Source organism: Bradyrhizobium sp. 40, assembly GCF_023100925.1.
Lineage (GTDB): Bacteria > Pseudomonadota > Alphaproteobacteria > Rhizobiales > Xanthobacteraceae > Bradyrhizobium.
The window spans coordinates 6,855,630-6,875,747 of the sequence record NZ_CP064688.1 but is presented as its reverse complement, the minus strand read 5'-3'; the positions used below and the strand labels follow the sequence as shown (position 1 = coordinate 6,875,747).

Sequence of the window (20,118 nt, the reverse complement as noted above, 5' to 3'; positions counted from 1 at the left end):
AATACTGGATCGCCCGGTCAAGCCGGGCGATGACAGTTTGCGTGTGGTGAGCCCTACGCCGCCACCACCGCCGGGATCGGCAGCGCGGTGACCGACTTGATCTTCTCCATCGCGAAGCGTGAGGTGACGTTCTTCAGCGGCACGGCGCTGATCAGCTTTTTGTAGAACACGTCATACGCCTGCATGTCCGCGACGACGACGCGCAGCATGTAGTCGACGTCGCCGGCCATGCGATAGAACTCCATCACCTCCGGCATGGCGCTGACGGCGTCGGCGAACTTCTTGAGCCAGGCGTCGGAATGGTCGGAACTCTCGACCGACACGAACACGGAGATGCCGAGCCCGATCTTGTTCTGGTCGACCAGCGCCACCCGCTTGGTGATCACGCCGTCGGCCTCCAGGCGCTGGATGCGCTTCCAGCAGGGGGTCGAGGACAGGCCGACGCGGTCGCCGATCTCGGCGACGGAGAGGGAGGCATCGTCCTGCAGCACCATAAGAATCTTACGGTCGATGGCGTCGAGGCGGCGGCTGGTCTCGGGGAGCGGGACGGCGAGATCGGTCATTTGAAGAACTTTGTTCCATATCGAGGGTCGATTTCCCTGATATAGAGAAAATCCTTCTATAGCAAGTCTATAATCTCGGCATCCGTCCGAGCGTCGTCCCGCGCGGCATGTTCAAAAGCTCTTCAACTTCAACGCGTTGCGGAGCGGCGAGGCCGCCGCCGTGACGGGTGCATTTCAGCGCCGCGGCGGCCGCGGCGAATTGCAGCGCCTGCCGCACGCCGCCGCCTTCGGCGAGGCGAAGCGTGAAGGCGCCATGGAAGACGTCGCCGGCGCCGAGCGTATCGACGGCCTGAACCGGGAAGGCCGGCGTCTGCTCCAGTTCGCCGCTCTCGTTCAGCCAGATCGTGCCGCGCGGGCCGCGGGTCGCGGCGAGGAAGGCGGGCGTGAGCGCGGCCAGGCGCTGCAACGCCTCGCCGTCGTCGGCGATGCCGGCGGTCTCCTGCACCTGTTCGCTGGCGAACAGCAGGTGCGAGGCGGCCGTGAGCAGGCCGTCCTGCAACGACATCGCGCGATCGACGCCGACGATGACGGCAATGCCGCGCCGGCGTGCCTCAGTGCAGAGATCCGTGCAGAACGATGCGCAGCGGCTCTCGACGAGGACCGCCTGACAATCGGCGAGCAGCTTGTCGGCGTCCGGCAGCTGCACGGTGGATAACGCGGGATCGCGATAGATGGTGAGCGTTCGTTCGCCCGAGGGCTCGATCATGATCGCCGACACCGGCGTCTTGAGCCCCGGCATGCGGACGATGTGCGTGGTCTCGATAGCCTCAGCTTCCATCCGCTCGAGAATGAAGCCGCTCGACGTCTCCTGCGCATCGCCCATCGGACCTGCGAACGAGACGCGGCCGCCGAGCCGCGCGATGGCGATCGCGGCATTGAGCGCGTTGCCGCCGCAGATCTCCGCGAGATGGCTGGCATTCGCCTTGCTGCCGCGCGCGGGCACGGCCTCGACACGAAAGGTCAGGTCGCGCACGGGAATGCCGATGCAGAGGATGCGCGGCGCGATCACAGAGTGCGCCATCGGCGGTCAGCTCTTGTCGTGCACCCAGCGGCCGAGCAGGTGATGCGCAATCGCAAACGGGTGCGGGCCGGCGAGCCCGTCGGGATGCGTTCGCGTCAGCATCAGAGCGGCCTCCTCACGCGTGAACCAGCGCGCATCCTCCAGCTCGGAGTGATCGACGACGATGTCCTCGCTCACGGCCCGCGCGCTGCAGCCGATCATCAGCGACGACGGATAGGGCCAGGGCTGGGTCATATAATATTGTACGTCGGTGCAGCGAATCCCGGATTCTTCGAGGATCTCGCGGCGCACCGCGTCCTCGATGGTTTCGGCCGCCTCGACGAAGCCGGCGAGACACGAATACATCCCCGGCGGAAACTGCTTCTGGCGGCCGAGCAGGCATTTGTCGCCGGCGGCGACGTGCATGATCACGACAGGGTCGGTGCGCGGGAAATGCTCGGCCTTGCAACTGGGGCACTCCCGCTTCCAGCCGCCTTCCTTCATCCCGGTACGCGTGCCGCAATTGGCGCAATAGCCGTGGCGCTGATGCCAGCTCACCATCGACTTCGCCATCGCGATCGCCGACAGCTCCTGCGGCGGCACCGCGCCCTGCATCGCCATGCCGCGCAGCTCACTGAGGGCGTAGTCTTCACGCCCGATCAGCTTCTCGGACGCGGCCTGCGACAGGCCCATCCCGAATATCGCGGCGCCGTCGCGCAAGCCTAAGAAGATCGTGCCGGGATTGGCGCCGCATTTCAGCGCCTCGTCGATTCCGAGCAGCGCGCGCACTTTTTCGCCCTCGCGCTTCACCAGCAGCGAGTCGCGGTAGACCACATAGGCGCGCGAGGCCGGCTTCTGCTCCAGCGCGAACAGCTTTTCGTCATCGCGGCGCAGATGCGCGGCACGGTCGAGAATGTTGGTGACGAAGGCCGGCTGCCCCAGCGGAAACGAGTCGAATGCTGACATGTCTTGTTCTTTCAACCCAACCAGATTTTGCGGCGAAGCGCGCTGATGAAAGTCTGCACCTCTGTGGCGTCGTGCGCCAAGGGCTGCATCACGCCCCAGACCGGCCGCGGCCAGGCGGCGTCACTGGTGCGGCGCGCGATGATGTGCACGTGAAGCTGCGGCACGAGGTTGCCGAGTGCCGCGATGTTGAGTTTGTCGCATCTGGTGATCTCCTTCAGCGCACGCGAGACGCGGGAGATCTCCGTCATCAATTGCGCCTGCTGCACCTCGTCGAGATCAATGATCTCGACCGCATCCGCGCGTCGCGGCACCAGCAGCAGCCACGGATAATGCGCGTCCTTGATGACCAATACCTTGGACAGCGGCAAATCGCCGATGTCGATGGTGTCCTCTTTCAGGCGGGAGTGCAGCGACCAGGCGGGTTCGGACATGAAGGTTTCCGGATGGCCCATTGGGAATCGGGCATGGCGGGGCGGAACCCCTGAATATTTGCTCCGACCATACGATACGGAGTTTGATTGGGGAAGGATGAGCCTCCGCAGGGGCCGCATGCACCGTTGTCGTCCCGGCGAAGGCCGGGACCCATACCGCGAGGTCTATCGTTTGCGGTTGGTGCTAATCCCGAACGACCAATCTTCGCAAAACATCCCCCTGTGGTTATGGGTCCCGGCCTTCGCCGGGACGACAGCGAATGTGTGGCGACGTCTTACCCCTCCGCCAGCACCCGCGCATTGGCGCGGACCGAGGCTTCGCTGACGCGAATGCCGAGGCCGGGGCCGTCCGGCACCACGACGTGGCCGCCGCGATTGGCGACGCGCTCTTCCAGCACGTCCTCGGTCAGCACGTGGTGCGGCATGTAGAATTCGCAGCCGAGCGAGATTCCCGGCGTCGCCGCGATCAGCTGCGTCCCGGCGGCGAGCCCGATGCCGCCCTCCCACAGAGTGCCGCCATAGCCCGGCAGGCCGGCGATGTCGGCGATCGCCATGATCGCCTGCGCCTCGAACAGGCCGCCGGCCTTCATCAGCTTGACCGAGACGGCATCTGCCGCCTCGCGGCGCACCACCTCCATCATGTCGCGGCGGTCGAAACAGCTTTCGTCCGCGAGCACGGGCGTCTCAAGCGCCGCGGTGAGCTGCGCCATCACGTCGAGAAATTTGCGCGGCACCGGCTGCTCGATGAAAGTCGGCGCAAACTGCTCGACGTCGCGCAGGATCTTGATGGCGCCGAACGGCGCTAAGGCCTGGTTGTAATCGACCCGCAGATCGACCTTGTCGCCGAACTCCTTGCGGATCGCCGCGAGATGATCGAGGTCCTCGCGATGCGGCTTCACGCCGGTCTTGACCTTGTAGATGACATTGCCGTCCGGAATCATCTTCCGCATGCGTTCGAGATCGGCGGCGAAATCCGGATCGGCGATGGAGAACGACAGCGGGATCGCGTCGCGCACGCGGCCGCCGAGCAGGTCGGCGACCGATAGTCCCGACGATTTGCCGACGATGTCGAGCAGCGCCATTTCGATCGCGACCTTGGCTTCGGCATGTCCGACCAGCGCGCGATCGAGCTCGGCCATCAGCGCGCGGATGCGGCGCACCGGTTTGCCGAGCACGATTGGCCGCAAATAGATATCGAGCGCGGAGAAGGCCGCTTCCGGCGTTCCCGTGAACACTTCCCACGGTGCCGCCTCGCCCCAGCCGATCACGCCGTCGCTCGACGTCAGTTCGAGCAGCACGCGCTTCACCGTGCCCTTGACGTTGCCGACGCCTTGCAGGCGCGCCATCTTGATCGGGCTTTCGATCAGGAACAGCCTGATGCGTTCGACGGTTGCTTCGGTCATGTCAGGCCTCCATTGACGTGCCAGACTTGGCCGGTGACGTAGGATGCTTTCGGGGAGGCCAGGAAAGCGATGATCTCGGCGACCTCTTCCGGCCGCCCGCGGCGACCCATCGGGATCAGCGCCTCGGTCGCGGCGATCTGTTCGGGTGACAGCCGGCTTTCGCTGGGCCTGTCCTTGACGATGAGGCCTGGCGCGACGGCGTTGACGGTGATGCCCTCCTTGGCGAGTTCGACTGCGGTGAGGCGCACCAGCGCTTCGAGCGCGGAGCGGCTCGCGGCCGTCGCTGCGAAGGGCGCGAACTCCGGCCGGATCGCGTGCGCAACGAACGACGACACTGCCACGATCCGCGGATCCTGCCCCGCACGGAGCAGCGGGAGCGCCGCGTCCACCAACCGTGTGAACGCCAGCGCCGATTCGTCCATCGCCTTGCGGAACTGATCCGCCGGCGTACCGATCGCGCTGCCGCGGCGGGCATGGCCGCCGACCAGGATCAATCCATCGAGTCGGCCGAAGGCGCTTTGCGTAGCGGCGACGGCGTCGGCGACCGCAGCCTCCTCGGCGAGGTCGCCGAGGCATTTTGCCACGAGCGCGCCTTGGGCTTCGGCTTCCGCCGCCGTGGCGTCGAGGCCGGCTGCGTTGGAGCGCGTGTGCAGCAGCAGCGCGGTGCCGGGCCCCGCGAGCAGTTTTGCAGTGGCGCGGCCGATGCCGCTGGCGGCGCCGGTGATGAGATAGACGCGATTGATTTCGGACATCACGATGCCGTTGTAACCGGCGGCAGCGCGCCGGTGCGGTGGAAATGGCTGAGGAAGGTGCGCGTCGCTGCTTCCTGCGGATTGTCGATCACCTGCCGCGCCGGGCCTTCCTCGACCACGACGCCGTCGCGCATGAAGATCAGACGGTCGGCGACTTCGCGGGCAAAGGCGATCTCGTGGGTCACGATCACCATGGTCATGCCCTCCGACGCCAGCTGCTGAATCACGGCGAGCACCTCGCCGACAAGCTCGGGATCGAGCGCGGAGGTGGCCTCGTCGAACAGCATCACGTCCGGCTCCATGGCGAGCGCCCGCGCAATCGCGACGCGCTGCTTTTGTCCGCCGGAGAGCGTGGACGGATATTGGTCGGCCTTCTCTGCAAGGCCCACCTTCGCGAGTTGGGCCCGCGCAAGCTTCTCGGCGTCAGCCCTGGCCATGCGCCGCACCGTGACCGGTCCCTCCATCACGTTCTGGAGCGTCGTCATGTGCGGAAACAGATTAAAATGCTGGAACACCATGCCGGTGGTGGCGCGGAATTTGGCCTGCGTCTTCACGTCAGGCAGCTTTGTGCCTTCTCCGAAAGCAAAGCGCGTGTCGCCGACGCGAACGCTGCCGCCGTCGGGCGTCACCAGGAGGTTGATGCAGCGGAGCAGCGTCGACTTGCCGGAGCCGGACGGGCCGATCAGCGCCACGACACCGCCCTTGGCGACGTCCAGGCTGATGCTCTTCAAAACCTCGTTGCTGCCAAAGCTTTTGCGCAAGCCACGGATCTCGATCTTGGAGGTGTTCTTGGAAGCGTCCTTGGAAGTCTCGGTCATTCGCCGACCGCCAGTCGCTTCTCGCCGCGCCGGACCATGATGGTCAGGGGAATCAGGATGGCCGCATACGCGACCGCGACGGCGGTGTAGGTTTCCAGCGGACGGTAGCTGTCATGGGCGGCGACCTGGCTCTGATAGACCAGATCAGGCACCGCCAGCACCGAGACCAGCGAGGTGTTCTTGAACTGGATGATCGACTGGTTCATCAGCGCCGGGATCATGCGCTTGATCGCCTGCGGCAGCACGATGCGCCGCATGCTCTGTCCCGGAGTCATGCCGAGCGCGGCGCCGGCTTCGGACTGGCCGCGGTCGATCGAGATGATGCCGCCGCGGATGATCTCCGAATAGAACGAGCCGCCATAGAGCGAGAGCGCCAGCGCCGAGGCGGTGATCGGCGTCATCTCGACACCGGCCAGGATCGGCAGCGCGTAATAGAACCAGATCAGCTGCACCAGGATCGGCGTGCAGCGGAACGCCTCGATGAAGGTGAGCGCGATCAGGCGCACCGCGCGAAAGCGCGACAGGGTGCCGAACGCGCCGAACAGGCCGAAGACGAGCCCGAGCACGACGATGACCACGGTGAAACCGACGGTGACGCCGAGCCCGTTGAGAAAGAGCCAGCGATAGCTCCAGAGGATGCCGAAGTCCCACTGATACATGCGTGCTTAACTCATACCCGAAACTTGTCGTCATGCCCGGGCTTGTCCCGGGCATCCACGTTCTTGGTGGCGCGGGTCAGACGTGGATGGCCGGGACAAGCCCGGCCATGACGTGCGGAGACTCAGGCGCTCGGCACACCTTACAGCGACACGCCCGGCGGGATGTCCGCCTCGGTCACGCCCACCAGCTCCATGTTGGTGATGATCGCGTTGCGGATGAAGCCGAGGCCCTTGTTGAAGTCGATCCAGGTGTTGACGTAGTCGCGCCAGGTCTTGTCGGTCTCGCGGCGGAAGCCGGCGTTCGAGGTGGTGGCGAAGATTGGCGTCGGCAGCACGAACTGGCCGAGCGAGGGATTCTTCTTCAGCACGGTCAGCGACAGCATGGTGATCAGGCACTGCGCGTCGACGCGGCCGGTCTGCAGCGCGGCGGTGGCGTCGTCGGCGGTCTTCAGCCGCGAGATCTGCGCCTTCGGCGTCAGGCGGCTGACGACCTGGTCGTGCGAGGAGCCCTGGTCGACCGCGATCTTGACGTCGGGCGAGTTCAGCTCAGCCCAGCTCTTCGGCTTGAAGTCCTTTTTGCAGAGGATGCCGAAGGCGTTGTTGAACACCGGCACCGAGAAGTCGACCACCAGCGCGCGCTTCGGGGTCGGGTTGAGGCCGAAGAAGATGTCGATCTTGTTGGACTGCAGGTCGAGCACCGAATTGCCCCAGGTGGTCTCGGTGATCTCGAGCTCGGCTTCCATGTCCTCGGCAAGCGCCTTGGCGATGTCGACGTAAAATCCCTTCCACTGGCCGGTCGAAAGATCCTTCATGTAATAGGGTGCGCCGCCGCCGACCGCGCCGATCCGCATCTTCTTGGTGCGGCGGATGCGGGCGAAGGTCGATTCGTTGGTATCGGCGGTCTGCGCCACGGCCGGGGAGGCCAGCGTCGCCGCGCCAATCGCGCCAAGTCCGACAATCGATGCAACATCACGACGTGTAACCATTGGGATCAATCGCTTTTCTGTTGGAAGAAGTTCCGGCAGCGTTCTTACCAAGGCGCCTCCGGCAGTGAAAGCACAGCCTATCGGCTGGGCAGGCCGGGAATTGCCAGGATGCTGGGCAAACCATCATGAAGCCCAGCCCGTTCAAGCCGATACCCGCTTGCTTTCCGGTCCTTTTGGCCCCAAATAGGGACCGGGAGATTGGCGGTGGACGAGCCACTCGCCAACCGGGTCAGGTCCGGAAGGAAGCAGCCCTAACGAGGTCCGGATCGGGTCGCTCGTCAGTCTCCTACCTGTTTTTCCGAGCGAATTGCGCCGGCGGCTCGGGCCGCCAGCGCGCTCCTTTCCGCAAAAGCCGGCCGAAAGACACTTCATTGCGGATCGACCGATGACCGACGCTGGCGCCCCTCCCAACCCTGACAGCGCCGGCCAGGCCAGCACGCCCTACCGGGTGCTGGCGCGGAAATACCGTCCTTCCAGCTTCGACGATCTGATCGGCCAGGAGGCCGTGGTCCGCACCGTCTCCAATGCGTTCGAGACCGGCCGCATTCCGCAGGCCTGGATTCTCACCGGCGTCCGCGGGGTCGGCAAGACCACCACGGCGCGCATCCTAGCCCGTGCGCTCAACTACGAGATGCCGGATGGCTCGGTGAAGGGCCCGACGGTCCAGATGCCGACGCTCGGCGTGCATTGCCAGGCGATCATGGAAAGCCGGCACATGGACGTGCTGGAGATGGACGCGGCCTCGCATACCGGCGTGGACGACGTCCGCCAGATCAATGACAGCGTTCGCTACGCGCCGGCCAGCGCCCGCTACAAGGTCTACATCATCGACGAAGTCCACATGCTGTCGACGGCGGCGTTCAACGCCTTCCTGAAGACGCTGGAGGAACCGCCGGAGCACGCCAAGTTCGTGTTCGCCACGACGGAGATCCGCAAGGTTCCGGTGACCGTGCTGTCGCGCTGCCAGCGTTTTGACCTGCGCCGCGTCGAGGCCGACGTACTGATGAAGCATCTCGCCAACATCGCGGCCAGGGAAAACGTCGAGATCGAGCCTGAAGCGCTCGGCATCATCGCGCGCGCCGCGGAAGGCTCGGTGCGGGATTCGCTCTCGCTGCTCGATCAGGCCATCGCGCATGCCGCGGGCACCGTGAAGGCCGATGCCGTCAGGCAGATGCTGGGGCTCGCCGACCGCACCCGTGTCATCGATCTTTTCGATTCTCTGGCGCGTGGCGACATCGCGTCCGCGTTCAGGGAGTTCCGCGACCAGTACGACGTCGGCGCCGATCCGATCGTGGTGCTCTCGGATCTCGCCGAGTTCGTCAATTTCGTCACCCGCGTGAAGATCGTGCCGGCGACCGCCGACAACGTCGCCTATGGCGAGACCGAGCGCGTGCGCGCGCGGGATTTCGCCTCGAAGATCTCGATGCGCGTGCTGTCGCGGATGTGGCAGATGCTGCTCAAGGGCATCACCGAGGTGCAGGCCGCGACGCGGCCCGCGGCAGCCGCCGAGATGGTGCTGGTGCGCATTGCCTATGTCGCCGACCTGCCGACGCCGGACGAAGCGATCAAGATGCTGGAGCAGAACGGCGGCGGTTCGCCGGTCGTGAGCGGCGGCAGTGCCGCGCGCAACGCGCCGGCGGGGCCGGTGGCGTCCGCAGCGCCAGTTCGCATGCCGACATCCTCACCGTCCTCGTTCGGCGGCGGCGGTGCCCGTCCGCAGATGGCAACGCCCGCGCCGGATCCGCAAGCTGCCGCGCCCGTGTTGCGCGTCACGAGCTTCACCCAGCTCGTTGCGCTGGCCGGGCAGAAGCGCGACCTCCTCACCAAGGGCGCGCTCGAAGGCGACATGCGCCTCGTTCGTTTCGAGGAGGGCCGGCTGGAAGTTGCGCTCGAGCCCAACGCCTCCAAGACCATGATTTCCGATCTCGCGCGCAAATTCGAGCTCTGGACCGGGCGCCGTTGGACCGTGATCGTCTCCAACGAGCCGGGCCAGCCGACGCTGCGCTCGGTGAGCCAGGCGGCCAAGCAGGAACATGCGCGCACCGCCGAGGCCGATCCGCGCGTGCGCGAGGTGCTGTCGCGTTTTCCGGGTGCGAAGGTCGTCGAGGTCCGCAGGCTTGCCCCCGAGGCGCCGGAATCCGATATTAACGCCGACTACGGCAGTGACGATCCGCCCGACGGTTCCGACGGCGACGATCTCTAGAGCCAATTTTCCAAGGACAGCACCGATGGTCGATATTTTCGGCATGATGAAGCAGGCGCAGCAGCTGCAATCCAAGATGCAGGAGATGCAGGACCAGCTCGCCAACGTCGAGGTCGAGGGCATCTCCGGCGGCGGTCTCGTCGCTGTGCGCATGACCGCGAAGATGGACGTCAAGGGCGTCAAGATCGATCCTTCGCTGATGAAGGCGGAGGAGCGCGAGGTGCTCGAGGATCTGCTTGTCACCGCGTTCGGCGAGGCCCGCCGAAAGGCGGAAGCCGCCATGCAGGAGAAGATGCAGTCGCTCACCGGCGGGCTCGGCTTGCCGCCGGGGCTGTCGGGGCTGTTCGGCCAGTAATATGGGCGCTGTTGCGGGTCCTGAGATCGAGCGGCTGGTCCAGCTTCTCGCGCGGCTGCCGGGCCTCGGCCCGCGCTCGGCGCGGCGCGCGGCGCTGCATCTGATCAAGAAGCGCGAAGCGCTGATGATGCCGCTGTCCTCGGCCATGCAGGTCGCGCTCGAGAAGGTCCAGGTCTGCAAGACCTGCGGCAACATCGACACGCAAAGTCCCTGCACGGTCTGCACCGATCCGCGTCGCGATCCCTCGATCATCGTCGTCGTCGCCGATGTTGCCGATCTCTGGGCGCTGGAGCGGGCCAATGCCACTCAAGGGCGTTATCACGTGCTGGGCGCGACATTGTCGCCGCTCGACGGCGTCGGCCCGCAGGACCTCACCATCGAGGCGCTGGTCGCGCGTGCGCATGAGGCGCAGGTGCATGAGGTCATCCTGGCGCTGAATGCCACCGTCGACGGCCAGACCACGGCACACTACATCACCGACCTGCTTCAGGACGCCAACGTAAAAGTAACCCGGCTCGCCCATGGTGTGCCGGTCGGCGGCGAGCTTGATTATCTCGATGAAGGTACGCTATCGGCCGCGATGCGGCAGCGTACCCTGTTCTAGACATCCAGACTTACGGAACGGACGACATGACGAAACTTTTCGCCACACGATGGGCTTTGGTTGCGACGATGGCGATGCTGGCGACGCCGGCTATCTCCGCGCAGCAGGACGACGGGGCTCCGCCGCCGTCGAAGCCCGGCAAGCCGATCAATGCCGGCGAGGTGCTCTCGGGCGAGCTGAACACGATGAAAGTGCGCGACGTCAAGAACGTCGGCAAGCGGGTTGCGACCTACCAGATCACCTCCGAGCCGCGCCGGCTGCCGCCACCGAACGGGTTGTGCAATCTCGAGACCGGCCCCGAAACCTTCCAGCTCGTTCCCAGCGGCGATGCGCAGGCCGCACAGCTGAAGACGTTCGCCGGCAAGGAGATCTCGGTCAAGGTCGACGAAGTCGCCTGCGCTAGCGACCCCGGCCAGATGAGCGAGGCCGTGATCACGAAGTGGAGCCTGATCAAGAAGCAGTAGGGGCGATTCGCTCTGCTCTCTCCGTCGTCATTGCGAGGAGCACTTGCGACGAAGCAATCCAGACCGCCTCCGCGGCGGCAGTCTGGATTGCTTCGCTTCGCTCGCAATGACGAAGGTGAGAGAGCCGGTCTAAACCCTCACCGGCCCCAGCGCATCAAAATGCCCGCGCTTCTGCAGCCAGGCCAGCAGCACCAGGCTTGGGATCGCCACCAGCATGCAGATCACGAAGAACAGCGGCCAGCCAGTCGTATCAGCCACGAAGCCGGCGCCTGACGAGAGATAGGTCCGCCCCACCGCGGCAAGAGCGGTGAGCAGCGCATATTGCGTCGCCGTGTGCAGCGGGTTCTGGCAGAGCGCCGAAAGATAGGCGACGAAGATCACCGTGCCGATGGCGCTGGTGAAGTTCTCACAAGTGATGGCGAAGGCGAGCGCCCATTGGCTGGTGCCGACGAAGGCCAGCCAGGAGAAGGAGAGATTTGCGAGCGCCTGCACCACGCCGCCGATCCAGAGGCTGGTTGCGAGCGAATAGCGCCGGGCGACGAAGCCGCCGGCAAAGCCGCCGATCAGCGTCGCCGCGAGGCCCACGCCCTTGACGATCGCCGCATAGTCGTTGCGGGAGAAGCCGAGGTCGATCACGAACGGCGCGGTCATCGTGCCGGAGAAGGCGTCGGTGAACTTGAACAGCACGACGAAGGCGAGTGCCGCAAGCGCGTCCTTGCGCGTCAGGAATTCCGAGAAGGCTCCGACCGCCGCGTGCAGCACGCGCGCGAACGCGGTTTGCGTCTGCGTCGCGGCTTCCGCCCGCACCGACTGCTCGGGCTCGGTCGCGACCAGCGCCGTGATCGTCCCGATCAGCACCATCGCCGCCATCACCACATAGCCCCACATCCAGGCGGACGTGCGGGTGATGCCGGTGCTCTCGAAGCCCGAGACGATGAACAGCGCGCCGGCGGTCGAGACCAGCATGCCGATGCGATAGGCCGCGACATAGGACGCCATGCCGGCAGCCTGCTCGCTCTCCGGCAGGCTCTCGACGCGGAAGGCGTCGACCACGATGTCCTGCGTCGACGAGGCCGTCGCCACCAGCAATGCGCCGAGCGCGACGTAGAACGGCGAGCGCGCGGGATCGGTCAGCGCCAGCAGCAGGATCGCTGCGATCAGCAGCAATTGCGAGAACAGCAGCCAGCCGCGCCGCCGCCCGAACGCGCGCGTGAACAGCGGCACATGCATCGCATCCACCAGCGGCGCCCACAGGAATTTCAGCGTGTAGGGCGTGCCGACCAGCGCAAACAGCCCGATGGTCTTGAGATCGACGCCGGATTCCCGCATCCACACCAGCAGCGTCGAGCCCGACAGCGCCAACGGCAGCCCGGACGAGAAGCCGAGGAACAGCACGATCAGCACCCGCGGCTGCAGGTAAACGGCAAGGCTGTCACGCCAGGAGGTGGGGGCCGTGCCGGGGCCGGCAGGGGAGGTCGCGTCGGGTGCGGTCATGGGGTGGTGTTACCAGATTCTGGCGGCCACAAGTGAGGTGTCGCTCCTGCCGGCCAAAGAGGAGGTGTCGTCGCCCCCTCCGCTGTCATCGTCCGCGAAGGCGGACGATCCAGTACCCACCAGCATTTCGGTTCAATCGCGGCCGCCGCGGCGTACTGGATGCCCCGCCTTCGCGGGGCATGATGGACTCATGGTGGGCCGGCTATCCCGGGATAAAGGTCGTCCCAATTCGGATTGCTCTTCTCAATCAATCGAACCTTCCAGGCCCTGTTCCACTTTTTCAGCCGCTTCTCCCTTTTGATAGCATTCTCGGGATCGTCGAACTGCTCGAAATAGACGAGCCTTGCGACATCGTACTTCTCCGTAAAGCTCTCGATGACCTTCGACTTATGTTCCGCCACGCGACGAATGAGATCATTGGTCACGCCGATGTACAGCGTTCCGCCGATTTTGCTGGCGAGGATGTAAACGTAGTAGTGGCGTGTGCCCAACTGCTACCTCTCCCTCCGCTGTCATCGTCTGCGAAGGCGGACGATCCAGTAATCACCAGCATCCCGGTTCAATCATGACGGCCGCGGCGTACTGGATGCCCCGCCTTCGCGGGGCATGACAGTGTGCCACAATCTCACTCCCCCGCCTGGAGCTTCCGCGGGAACAGCTCGGCAGCGCCGGTCGCTACGAGATGCGGCGCTTCCGGCGCATCGCTCTTGCTGAAATCGAGTTCTTCGATACGCCCGGCGCGTTTCTCGATCTTGTCGGCGGAGATCAGCACCTGCCGCACGTCCTCGTTCGCGTCGGCAAAATGCTTCTGGAGCTTCAGCACGCGATCGCGCAGGCGGCCGAGGTCGTCGCCGAGCTTGATCACCTCGGTGCGGATCTGGTCGGCGGCGTCGCGCATGCGCGCGTCCTTCATGATCTGCTGCATCACCTGGATCGCCAGCATCAAAAGCGACGGCGACACCAGCACGACACGGGCGCGATACGCCTTCTGGATGACGTCGTCGAAACCGTCGTGGATCTCGGCGTAGACCGATTCCGACGGCACGAACATCAGCGCCATGTCCTGGGTCTCGCCGGCGACGAGATATTTCTCGGCGATGTCGCTGACATGCTTCATGACGTCGCCGCGCAGCCGCTGCGTGGCGATGCGCTTCTCCTCGTCGGTGCGCGCGTCATGCAGCGCGGTCATCGCTTCCAGCGGAAACTTCGCGTCGATGCAGAGTGGCCGCTGGTCGGGCAGGAACACGACGCAGTCCGGACGCTTGCCGGTCGAGAGCGTGAACTGGAACTCGTAGGCGCCCTTCGGCAGACCATCCTGGACGATCGCTTCCATCCGCGCCTGACCGAAGGCGCCGCGCGACTGCTTGTTGGCGAGCACGTCGCGCAGGGTCGTCACCTGCGTGGTGAGGTCGGTGAGGTTCTTGTGCGCGCTGTCGATGATGCCGAGCCGTTCGTGCAGCGCGTGCAGGCTCTCCATGGTGTTGCGGGTCGAGTGCTCCATGGACTGGCCGACGCGGTGGGTCACCGAATCCAGCCGCTCGTTGACCGCTCGCGCCATGTCGGCCTGGCGGCCGGCCAGCGTCTGGGTCATGGCGTCGACCCGCCCCGAAGCCTCGCTCTGGGCATGCAGCATCTGGCTGATGCGCTCCTCGAGTTCGTCGGCGCGGATGGCGTTGGCCATCGCGAGTTCCGCCCCGCGCCGCCCGGAGCGCGCGATCACGACGGCGATCACCACCATCAGGATGAGGACCAGGGCACCGAAGCCGATCAGCGCGTCCGCGGTGCGCACCGGCCAGTCGCCGAGCATGAAAATGATCTCGTTCATGCCCCTGCTTCTAGCCGATTCGCTCGGCGACACGAACGAATAGCGAACATTTAGGGTAAATGCCCCGTTAATTTTTATGGTTAACGAAACCCGAAGTTTTATGGTTAGCGGAGGGTTAACGGGGTTCCCGGCCGCATTGACCGCATCGAACGCGCGGCTTAAATCGCGGCCATGGCCCTCAGAGAAATCATCATCCTGCCCGACAAGCAGCTGCGTCTGGTCTCCAAGCCGATCGAGAAGGTCACGCCGGAGATACGAAAGCTTGCCGACGACATGTTCGAGACCATGTACGACGCGCCCGGCATCGGGCTCGCGGCGATTCAGATCGCGCAGCCGCTGCGGCTGATCACCATGGACCTCGCCAAGCCCGACCAGGACGGCGAGACCAAGCCCGAGCCGCGCGTCTTCATCAATCCGGAAATCATCGCCTCCTCCGAGGACCTGTCGGTCTACGAAGAAGGCTGTTTGTCGATCCCCGAATATTACGAGGAGGTCGAGCGCCCTGCGAAGGTGCGGGTGCGCTACACCGATCTCGACGGCAAGGTGCACGAGGAGGACGCCGAAGGCCTCTACGCCACCTGCATCCAGCACGAGATCGACCATCTCAACGGCGTGCTGTTCGTCGACTATCTGTCAAAGCTCAAGCGCGACCGCGTGCTGAAGAAATTCGAGAAAGCCGCCAAGCGCGCGGAGTGAGCCGGGTTCTCTCTCGTCCTCATGGCCGGGCTTGACCCGGCCATCCACGCCTTGCTTGCTTTGTCGCCAAGACCGTGGATGCCCGGGACAAGCCCGGGCATGACGGAGAAACAAGCCTTACCGAGCGCCGCCACATGCCCCTCCGCCTGATCTTCATGGGCACGCCCGATTTCTCCGTGCCGACGCTGCTCGAGCTCGTCGCGCACGGCCATGAGATCGTGGCCGTGTATACGCGCGCGCCCAAGCCCGGCGGCCGGCGTGGCCTGCAATTGCAGCCGACCCCGGTGGAAGAGGCCGCGCGAAAGCTTGGCGTGCCGGTGCTGACGCCGAAGACGTTGAAAACGCCGGAGGCGCTGGAAGAATTCCGCGCCTTCGACGCCGCTGCCGCCGTCGTCGTCGCCTATGGCATGATCCTGCCGCAGGCGATCCTCGATGCGCCAAAGCTCGGCTGCTACAATCTGCACGCCTCGCTGCTGCCACGCTGGCGCGGTGCGGCTCCCATCAACCGCGCGATCATGGCCAGCGATGCCGAGAGCGGCGTGATGGTGATGAAGATGGATGTCGGCCTGGACACCGGTGACGTCGCCATGGCCGAGCGTCTCGCGATCACGGACAATATGACGGCGCTCGATCTGCACGATCGTCTGTCCCGGCTCGGTGCCGACCTGATGGTGCGCGCCATGGCCGCGCTCGACCGCGGCGGGCTCCAGCTCAAAAAGCAGAGCGAGGACGGCGTCACCTATGCCGCCAAGATCGACAAAGCCGAAGCGCGGATCGACTGGACCAGGCCCGCGCGGGAGGTGCTGCGTCATATCCACGGACTGTCGCCGTTTCCCGGCGCCTGGGCCGAGCTTGAGAATGCGCGGGTCAAGATCCTGCGTTGCGAGCTGGCGAAAGGCGCGGGCGCACCCGGCGAGGTGCTCGACGATCACCTCACCATCGCCTGCGGCGAGGGTGCAATCCGTCTGATCGAGCTCCAGCGCGAAGGCAAGGCGCGCATGCAGGCCGCGGATTTCCTGCGCGGCGTACCGTTGAAGCCGCCGATGCGGCTGGCCTGATGCCCCGCTACAAGCTCATCATCGAATATGACGGCGCACCGTTCTTCGGCTGGCAGGTGCAGGAGACGCTGCCCTCGGTGCAAGGCGCGCTGGAAGCGGCGGTGAAGGCGATGACCGGCGCGGATGCGCGCGTGCACGGCGCCGGGCGCACCGATGCCGGCGTGCATGCGCGTGGCCAGGTCGCGCATGTCGATATCGACAAGCAGTTTCCGCCGGGCCGTTTTCGCGACGGCTTGAATGCGCATTTGCGCCCGCATCCGATCGCTGTGCTCGAGGCGGACATCGTGCCTGATAGTTTCGAAGCGCGCTTCTCGGCCGTGAAGCGCCACTATCGCTATCGCATCGTCAACACCCGTGCCAATCTCGCGCTCGATGCCGGCCACGCCTGGCGCGTGCCGCGCCGGCTCGATGCCGACGCGATGCATGCGGCGGCACAACGCCTGCTCGGCAAGCACGATTTCACCACCTTCCGCGACACCGAGTGCCAGGCCAGGTCGCCGGAGAAGACGCTCGATCAGCTCGACGTGCTGCGCGACGGGCGCGAGATCATTATTCTCACCTCGGCGCGCTCGTTTCTGCACAGTCAGGTGCGCTCCATGGTGGGGTCGCTGATGTGGGTCGGTGAGGGCCGCTGGACCGCCGACGATCTCTCCGCAGCGCTCGCCGCCCGCAACCGCGCCGCCTGCGGCATCGTCGCCCCGCCGGACGGGCTGTATCTGATGCAGGTGGATTATTAGAACGCGAGGCTGGAAACTCTCGCGACGCCCACCGCTGTCATTCCCCGCGAAGGCGGGGAATCCAGTACGCCGCGGCCCCTCGGATCAATGACTGCTGTCTCGGATTACTGGATCGCCCGGTCAAGCCGGGCGATGACAGCGGAGGGTTTGGCGGCAATGGGGCCTACCCAAAATACCTCGCTAAAATCCCGCGATACACCTTGGTCAGCTGCTCCAGATCCTGAACCGGCACACGTTCGTCGACCTGGTGCATGGTCTGGCCGACCAAGCCGAATTCGATCACCGGGCAATAGCTCGAGATGAAGCGCGCATCCGAGGTGCCGCCTGAGGTCGACAGCTCCGGCTTGCGGCCCGTCACCTCCTCGATCGCGGACACCGCGAGTTCGGTGAACGGTCCGGGCTTGGTCACGAATACGTTCGAGTTCGAGGGCTCCCAGACGATGCGGGCGCGAATGCGGTTGCCGCAGGCTTTGGTCAGCCGCGTCTCGACCAGCTCGCGCAGGCTCGCCTGGGTGTGGTTGTCGTTGTAGCGAATGTTGAATTTTGCGCGGGCTTGTCCCGGGATGACGTTGTTGGCGGTGTTGCCGACGTCGACCGAGGTGAATTCGAGATTGGAGGCCTGGAACTGCGCGCTGCCATGGTCGAGCGGCTCGTCCGAGATGGCCACGATCAGCCGCGAGATATCAGGCACCGGATTGGCGGCGCGGTGCGGATAGGCGACGTGGCCCTGCACGCCGTCGACATACAGCGTGCCGGATTGCGAGCCGCGGCGGCCGACCTTGATGGTGTCGCCGAGCGTCTCGACATTCGAGGGCTCGCCGAGCACGCAATGGTCGAATTTCTCGCCGCGCTCCGCCGCCCACTTCAGCAGCTTGATGGTACCGTTGATGGAGAGGTCTTCCTCGTCGCCGGTGATCAGGAACGAGATCGAACCCGAGCCCGATTTTTGGCCGTCGCTGCGCGGCTTGCCGTCGTTCGCGGCGAGATGCTCCAGCACCGCGGCGACCGAGCAGGCGATGCCGCCCTTCATGTCGACCGCGCCGCGGCCATGCAGAAAGCCGTCCTTCACCTCGCCGGAGAACGCGCCGACGCTCCAGGCGCTCTCGTCGCCCGGCGGCACCACGTCGGTGTGGCCGGCAAAGGTGATGTGCGGCCCGTCAGTGCCGATCCGCGCATAGAGATTGTCGACGTCGGCGGTGCCGGGCTCGCTGAAGGTCACGCGCTGGCATGTGAAGCCTGCCGCATTGAGGGCTTTTTCAAGCACACCCAGCGCACCGGCATCGGCCGGGGTCACCGAGGGGCAGCGGATGAGATCGCGGGCAATCGAGAGAGCATCGGTCATGCGCCCCGCTTAACATGCATGCCGCCGGGTGGGCTAGCACTGGGCGGGACAAATTCGATCTCGCTCTGCTGGTCCCATGTTTTCGCCGCAGGCGGGGCGGGCGCCGAGTCATCTTCAACGTCGGCCAACGGATCGGCGCCGAACCGGTTGTCGCCCGAGGTGCCGGGCACAATGAACATTTCGACGAGGCCCCAAAACCACGGAATGTGCACGGCCCAGGCGAGGGCAACAACCCAGTTTGATTCGGTGGGCAGCAGGTCCGAGAACTGGTCGAACAGCGCGGGCAGGACGAAGAACGGAACCAGCCACCAGCCGCTCCGGTCGCGATCGTGCAGCCGCTTGGTCGCGGTCGCGAGATAGATCCACAGGAATAGCGAGCTGCCGAGCACCTTGAGGATGAGGGTCGCGCGATCGGCCGTTGCCAGCAGACGATAGGCCCTGGGATCGACCACGTTGAAGATGTCGTCGACACCGAAATCGAAGTCGACCTTGAAGTTGAAGGCGAAAGTCGCGGCCCCGTTCAGCAGCTTGATGGCCTGGTCGATCATCCCGAGCATGCAGGCCAGCACCATGACGATCAGCAGCGCTTGCCATAGCAAGGCGCGATTGATGCGGCCGTCGAAGCGGAAGAGATACCAGGTCCAGTCCATGCCAAAGGCTCCGGGCGGGAGAGGTCGCCCGATGTTGGTCGCGGTGGGGGGAGGGTGGGTTCGACGGAGCTGCCAGACCCGTCATCCTGAGGTGCGAGGCCTGCGGTGCAGAGCACCGCAGGGGGAGCCTCGAAGGATGAGCGGCCACGATTCAGCCGGCAGCCGGGCCGTCGCCCTTCGGGGCTCGCCGAAGAGGCGAGCACCTCAGGGTGACGGTGAGAGAGTTAGACTCTCAATCCCGCAGCAGCTCGTTGATGCTGGTCTTGGAGCGCGTGCGCTCGTCGACGCGCTTGACGATGACGGCGCAGGCGGTGCTCGGGCCGATCTGGCCGTTCTTCATGGGCTTGCCGGGCAGCGCGCCGGGAACGACGACCGAATACTCGGGCACTTCGCCGATAAAGATCTCGCCGGTGTCGCGGTCGACGATCTTGGTCGACGCACCCAGGAACACGCCCATCGACAGCACCGCGCCCTTGCGCACGATCACGCCTTCGGCGACCTCGGAGCGCGCCCCGATGAAGCAATCGTCCTCGATGATGACAGGCTCGGCCTGCAGCGGCTCGAGCACGCCGCCGATGCCGACGCCGCCGGAGATGTGCACGCGCTTGCCGATCTGCGCGCAGGAGCCGACGGTCGACCAGGTGTCGATCATGGTGGATTCATCGACATAGGCGCCGAGATTGACGAAGGACGGCATCAGCACGACGTTGCGGGCGATGAAGGCCGAGCGGCGCACGATGGAGCCGGGGACGGCGCGGAAACCGGCGTCGCGAAAGCGGTTCTCACCCCAGCCGTCGAACTTCGAGGGCACCTTGTCCCACCAGGCCGCCTTGCCGGGGCCGCCGGGAATGGCGCCCATGTCGTTGAGGCGGAACGAGAGCAGCACCGCCTTCTTCAGCCACTGATTGACCTCCCACTTGCCGTCGGCCCCGCGCTCGGCAACGCGGGCCTCGCCCTTGTCCAGAATCTCCAGCGCGTGATCCACGGCGTCGCGGACCTCGCCCCTGGTCGAGGTCGAGACGCCGTCGCGCGCGTCGAAGGCGCCGTTGATGGTGGATTCGAGGGCGGACAGGGACATCGGGATTTCCTCAGAGGCGGGCGGGAATTTGCGG

The 20,118-nt window shown here is 65.4% G+C and carries 22 protein-coding genes and 1 other RNA gene; 8 read left to right on the top strand and 15 right to left on the bottom strand.

The window, feature by feature from the left end; genetic code table 11:
• Positions 1 to 53: 53 nt before the first annotated feature.
• From IVB40_RS32990 to IVB40_RS32950, 9 genes are all read right to left on the bottom strand, one after another.
• Positions 54 to 563 (bottom strand): Lrp/AsnC family transcriptional regulator, encoded by a 510-nt coding sequence (locus IVB40_RS32990; protein ID WP_027514344.1) that lies wholly within the window; start codon positions 561 to 563, stop codon positions 54 to 56.
• Positions 564 to 630: 67 nt separating this feature from the next.
• Positions 631 to 1,584 (bottom strand): sugar kinase, encoded by a 954-nt coding sequence (locus IVB40_RS32985; RefSeq protein WP_247817500.1) that lies wholly within the window; start codon positions 1,582 to 1,584, stop codon positions 631 to 633.
• Positions 1,585 to 1,590: 6 nt separating this feature from the next.
• Positions 1,591 to 2,529: an NAD(+) diphosphatase gene (nudC, locus tag IVB40_RS32980; protein WP_027565808.1), complete on the bottom strand. Its 939-nt coding sequence runs from the start codon at positions 2,527 to 2,529 to the stop codon at positions 1,591 to 1,593.
• Positions 2,530 to 2,540: 11 nt separating this feature from the next.
• Positions 2,541 to 2,960 (bottom strand): HIT family protein, encoded by a 420-nt coding sequence (locus tag IVB40_RS32975; protein ID WP_027565807.1) that lies wholly within the window; start codon positions 2,958 to 2,960, stop codon positions 2,541 to 2,543.
• Positions 2,961 to 3,235: 275 nt separating this feature from the next.
• Positions 3,236 to 4,363 carry a muconate cycloisomerase family protein gene (locus IVB40_RS32970; protein ID WP_247817499.1) on the bottom strand — a complete coding sequence of 376 codons (1,128 nt, stop codon included), beginning with the start codon at positions 4,361 to 4,363 and terminating at the stop codon, positions 3,236 to 3,238.
• Positions 4,360 to 5,115, bottom strand: a complete 756-nt coding sequence (locus IVB40_RS32965) for an SDR family oxidoreductase (RefSeq protein ID WP_247817498.1) — start codon at positions 5,113 to 5,115, stop codon at positions 4,360 to 4,362. Before IVB40_RS32965 ends, IVB40_RS32970 begins: the two co-directional genes overlap by 4 nt.
• Positions 5,115 to 5,933, bottom strand: coding sequence for an amino acid ABC transporter ATP-binding protein (locus IVB40_RS32960; protein ID WP_247817497.1), 819 nt, complete (start codon positions 5,931 to 5,933; stop codon positions 5,115 to 5,117). Before IVB40_RS32960 ends, IVB40_RS32965 begins: the two co-directional genes overlap by 1 nt.
• Positions 5,930 to 6,592, bottom strand: coding sequence for an amino acid ABC transporter permease (locus IVB40_RS32955; RefSeq protein ID WP_247285426.1), 663 nt, complete (start codon positions 6,590 to 6,592; stop codon positions 5,930 to 5,932). The genes IVB40_RS32960 and IVB40_RS32955 overlap by 4 nt, the downstream gene beginning before the upstream one ends.
• A 140-nt stretch (positions 6,593 to 6,732) precedes the next feature.
• Positions 6,733 to 7,578, bottom strand: coding sequence for a transporter substrate-binding domain-containing protein (locus IVB40_RS32950; RefSeq protein ID WP_204512757.1), 846 nt, complete (start codon positions 7,576 to 7,578; stop codon positions 6,733 to 6,735).
• A 193-nt stretch (positions 7,579 to 7,771) separates the two neighbouring features.
• Between IVB40_RS32950 and ffs the strand changes: the two genes are divergently transcribed.
• From ffs to IVB40_RS32925, 5 genes are all read left to right on the top strand, one after another.
• Positions 7,772 to 7,868, top strand: an RNA gene (gene ffs / locus IVB40_RS32945) — signal recognition particle sRNA small type.
• A 95-nt stretch (positions 7,869 to 7,963) separates the two neighbouring features.
• Entirely contained in the window at positions 7,964 to 9,781 is a 1,818-nt protein-coding gene (locus tag IVB40_RS32940) for a DNA polymerase III subunit gamma/tau (protein WP_247817495.1), read from the top strand.
• 25 nt (positions 9,782 to 9,806) lie between these two features.
• Entirely contained in the window at positions 9,807 to 10,136 is a 330-nt protein-coding gene (locus IVB40_RS32935; RefSeq protein ID WP_007597704.1) for a YbaB/EbfC family nucleoid-associated protein, read from the top strand.
• Position 10,137: 1 nt separating this feature from the next.
• On the top strand, positions 10,138 to 10,740 hold the full coding sequence (recR, locus tag IVB40_RS32930; protein WP_007604678.1) for a recombination mediator RecR: 603 nt from the start codon (positions 10,138 to 10,140) through the stop codon (positions 10,738 to 10,740).
• 26 nt (positions 10,741 to 10,766) lie between these two features.
• Positions 10,767 to 11,204, top strand: coding sequence for a hypothetical protein (locus IVB40_RS32925; RefSeq protein ID WP_027565800.1), 438 nt, complete (start codon positions 10,767 to 10,769; stop codon positions 11,202 to 11,204).
• Positions 11,205 to 11,333: 129 nt separating this feature from the next.
• Here the strand turns inward: IVB40_RS32925 and IVB40_RS32920 are convergent, their stop codons facing one another.
• The 3 genes from IVB40_RS32920 to rmuC all read right to left on the bottom strand — a co-directional run bounded on the left by IVB40_RS32920 (position 11,334) and on the right by rmuC (position 14,523).
• A complete protein-coding gene (locus tag IVB40_RS32920; RefSeq protein WP_247817494.1) occupies positions 11,334 to 12,698 on the bottom strand; it encodes an MFS transporter in 1,365 nt (454 codons plus the stop codon).
• Between the two features lie 188 nt (positions 12,699 to 12,886).
• The gene (locus IVB40_RS32915) at positions 12,887 to 13,189 is read right to left on the bottom strand and encodes a GIY-YIG nuclease family protein (protein WP_247817492.1); all 303 of its coding nucleotides are present in this window, start codon (positions 13,187 to 13,189) and stop codon (positions 12,887 to 12,889) included.
• 134 nt (positions 13,190 to 13,323) lie between these two features.
• Positions 13,324 to 14,523 (bottom strand): DNA recombination protein RmuC, encoded by a 1,200-nt coding sequence (rmuC, locus tag IVB40_RS32910; protein WP_247817490.1) that lies wholly within the window; start codon positions 14,521 to 14,523, stop codon positions 13,324 to 13,326.
• A gap of 171 nt (positions 14,524 to 14,694) precedes the next feature.
• Here rmuC and def point away from each other — a divergent pair, with 171 nt between their 5' ends.
• The 3 genes from def (at position 14,695) to truA (ending at position 17,014) form a co-directional block, all read left to right on the top strand.
• The gene (gene def / locus IVB40_RS32905; RefSeq protein ID WP_007597693.1) at positions 14,695 to 15,219 is read left to right on the top strand and encodes a peptide deformylase; all 525 of its coding nucleotides are present in this window, start codon (positions 14,695 to 14,697) and stop codon (positions 15,217 to 15,219) included.
• Positions 15,220 to 15,353: 134 nt separating this feature from the next.
• Positions 15,354 to 16,277: a methionyl-tRNA formyltransferase gene (fmt, locus tag IVB40_RS32900; RefSeq protein ID WP_247817489.1), complete on the top strand. Its 924-nt coding sequence runs from the start codon at positions 15,354 to 15,356 to the stop codon at positions 16,275 to 16,277.
• On the top strand, positions 16,277 to 17,014 hold the full coding sequence (gene truA, locus IVB40_RS32895; RefSeq protein WP_247817487.1) for a tRNA pseudouridine(38-40) synthase TruA: 738 nt from the start codon (positions 16,277 to 16,279) through the stop codon (positions 17,012 to 17,014). Before fmt ends, truA begins: the two co-directional genes overlap by 1 nt.
• Before the next feature lie 163 nt (positions 17,015 to 17,177).
• On the opposite strand, the gene dapE is transcribed toward truA, so the two are convergent.
• The 3 genes from dapE to dapD form a co-directional block, all read right to left on the bottom strand.
• The gene (gene dapE, locus IVB40_RS32890) at positions 17,178 to 18,356 is read right to left on the bottom strand and encodes a succinyl-diaminopimelate desuccinylase (RefSeq protein ID WP_247817486.1); all 1,179 of its coding nucleotides are present in this window, start codon (positions 18,354 to 18,356) and stop codon (positions 17,178 to 17,180) included.
• On the bottom strand, positions 18,353 to 19,006 hold the full coding sequence (locus IVB40_RS32885) for a DUF805 domain-containing protein (RefSeq protein WP_247817485.1): 654 nt from the start codon (positions 19,004 to 19,006) through the stop codon (positions 18,353 to 18,355). Before IVB40_RS32885 ends, dapE begins: the two co-directional genes overlap by 4 nt.
• Positions 19,007 to 19,238: 232 nt before the next feature.
• Positions 19,239 to 20,084 (bottom strand): 2,3,4,5-tetrahydropyridine-2,6-dicarboxylate N-succinyltransferase, encoded by an 846-nt coding sequence (dapD, locus tag IVB40_RS32880; protein ID WP_247817484.1) that lies wholly within the window; start codon positions 20,082 to 20,084, stop codon positions 19,239 to 19,241.
• Positions 20,085 to 20,118 lie beyond the last annotated feature (34 nt).